6 protein-coding genes are annotated in these 2,211 nt (G+C 65.9%); all 6 read left to right on the top strand.

All coding sequences use genetic code 11. From position 1 onward, the window contains the following. Positions 1-117 precede the first annotated feature (117 nt). Positions 118-375: a hypothetical protein gene (locus A5622_RS22005; protein ID WP_066881201.1), complete on the top strand. Its 258-nt coding sequence runs from the start codon at positions 118-120 to the stop codon at positions 373-375. After that, the gene (locus A5622_RS22010) at positions 372-740 is read left to right on the top strand and encodes a hypothetical protein (protein ID WP_156753048.1); all 369 of its coding nucleotides are present in this window, start codon (positions 372-374) and stop codon (positions 738-740) included. The genes A5622_RS22005 and A5622_RS22010 overlap by 4 nt, the downstream gene beginning before the upstream one ends. After that, positions 740-1,072: a hypothetical protein gene (locus A5622_RS22015; protein ID WP_156753049.1), complete on the top strand. Its 333-nt coding sequence runs from the start codon at positions 740-742 to the stop codon at positions 1,070-1,072. Before A5622_RS22010 ends, A5622_RS22015 begins: the two co-directional genes overlap by 1 nt. Further along, a complete protein-coding gene (locus tag A5622_RS22020) occupies positions 1,069-1,344 on the top strand; it encodes a hypothetical protein (RefSeq protein ID WP_066881205.1) in 276 nt (91 codons plus the stop codon). Before A5622_RS22015 ends, A5622_RS22020 begins: the two co-directional genes overlap by 4 nt. Before the next feature lie 211 nt (positions 1,345-1,555). Further along, a complete protein-coding gene (locus A5622_RS22030; RefSeq protein ID WP_066881209.1) occupies positions 1,556-1,753 on the top strand; it encodes a hypothetical protein in 198 nt (65 codons plus the stop codon). Beyond that, the coding region (locus tag A5622_RS22035; RefSeq protein WP_066881211.1) for a dATP/dGTP diphosphohydrolase domain-containing protein at positions 1,750-2,211 on the top strand (462 nt) is incomplete at its 3' end. The genes A5622_RS22030 and A5622_RS22035, both read left to right, overlap by 4 nt.

A 2,211-nucleotide genomic window follows, 5' to 3' on the forward strand; every position in this document is an offset into this window, starting at 1 on the left:
CGCCGCGGCTGCATCGCGACCATCGACCCCAGCTGCTACGGCCTGGCCGACGCCCGCTGCGGCAACTGCGGCCACGGCCTATTCCAACCCGGCACCGACTGAAAGGCAACACATTCCATGACCATCCCCACCCTCGAAGCGATGGCCGCCGTCATCGACAAGGGCCACATCGACGAAAAGCCCGAGCCGCGCTGGCTGACCGGCCGCGCAGCCCGCCGCGCACGCGCCAACGGCGACCGCGAACACAACCCCAACCGCTCGCGCTGCCAACGCCTCACCGCGCAGCAACGTCGCGACAACCGCAAGGTGCGCGCGCATGAGGCCCGCAAAGCGAAACGCCGCGCCCGCCGCCAGGCCGCGGAGGTGGCGGCGTGAGACCGGAACCGTCAAGCAACGACCCCGTCACCATGATCCAAGGATTCACGGACGGGAACGGCCTCACCGAATACCGCATCGCGGGCGAAGTCGCCGCCCGGCGCGAGCCCGGCTGGTACACACCGGCCGACGACGGCGTGATCGTCGAAATGGGCGAATGCACCATCCGGCAACGCGGCGGCATCCGCATACCCATCACCGTCCGCGACGCCTACGACCGCGACTACGCCCACAGCTTCATCGCGACCAACATCCGCAGCCAAGACGGCGGCGACACCCTCCGCTACGGCAAACAGATCATCATCAAATGCCCAGACCGGCCCGCCGTCGGCTACTGGCGCAAAGTCGAAGGGATACAAGACTAATGCACATCCGCAACACCATTGCCGCCGTAACGCTCACCGCCGCAACCATTTCCGGGTGCGCATTCCAGAACCAGCAATGGCACGCCGACTGCACCGTCCAGGCCAAGGACATGGTTTACGAGAAGGACGACGACGGCGCCCTGCAGCGCGTCAAGCGGGTCTCCACCACCTGCGGGGCCTTCGACGTCAAGGGCAGCCTCGCCGGCAACTACAACGACTGGGACACCTGGAACCAACTCGAGGCCGGCAAGGTGTACGACATCCGAACCGGCGGCTACCGCGTCGGCTTCTTCTCGTCATTCCCGACGGTGCTCGAGGTCCGCGCGAAATGACCTACTGCGCATTCTGCGACGACGACGAGGTGTTCGCCGACTACGAACAGCCGAAACCATCACGGCTGCAACGAATCAAGGACAGACTGTTGTCCAGCCTGCGGGGTCCGAGAGGTGATACAGGGCCGATGGGTCCGATGGGGATGACCGGAGAGCCCGGGTTTCTGCGCGTCACGGGGCTTCCCGAAGGCGCCAAAATCGTCCTGATGGACAAAGACTCCCGAACGATCTGGTCCGGCCGCATCGCAAAAGACGAACAGGACAGGCGGTGAGCACCTACACCAAGCGCGTCCGCCGAGCGCGCACCATCCGATACGGCTGCCACGTCATACAACCCGGCGAACTCTACATCGAACACACCGAATTCCCCGGCGGCGACGCAGGATACGCCGACGGCGCGGGCCACCCCATACGAATGGCCGAATGTCGCACCTGCGCGGAGCGGTACGGCCGCGGCGACCTGATACGCGAAAGGGAAGCAGCGTGAGCGGATTCCGTTGCGTCGCAGCCAACACCAGCGACACACACCCCACCCTCAGCGCCCGCCGAACATGGCGCCTCGAAGACACCATCCTCGTCCAACTCTCCATCAACGACACCGGCCAAACCGTCGTGAACGTGTTCGCCACCCACCCCGACAACATACGCATCAACCTCAACACCCAGGAGCACCAACCATGAGCACAGGCGAAACCGTCCACACCTCCGCCACCGGCGGCCAGAAAGCCGGCAACGACGAACGATACGACCTGATCCCGGCGGAACCGTTGCGGCGGTTAGCGATTCACGCCGGCACCCGCGGGTTCGGTGGACGACCCGGATCGTACGCCCGCATGATGGACCACGCCTGGCGGTTCTGGGCCGGCGAAGAAGTTGACGCCGCGACCGACTGGCCACACCTCATCGCCGCCGCATGGGAGGCATTCCGCCTCGTCGACCCCAAAGCGCCACACGGCGTCTGGCACGGCGACTACGGTCAATCCCGCTACGACCGCATCCCGCCCGACGCCCTCCGCCAACTCGCCAAACACTTCGGCGTCGGCGCCAAGAAGTACGCCGACGATAACTGGACCCGCGGATACGACTGGCGGCTCACTTTCGCCGCCGCCAACCGCCACGCCGAACAATGGCGCGCCGGC

Origin of the sequence: Mycobacterium sp. 1245801.1, from assembly GCF_001673055.1 — a bacterium.
Classification (GTDB): Bacteria; Actinomycetota; Actinomycetes; order Mycobacteriales; family Mycobacteriaceae; genus Mycobacterium; species Mycobacterium europaeum_A.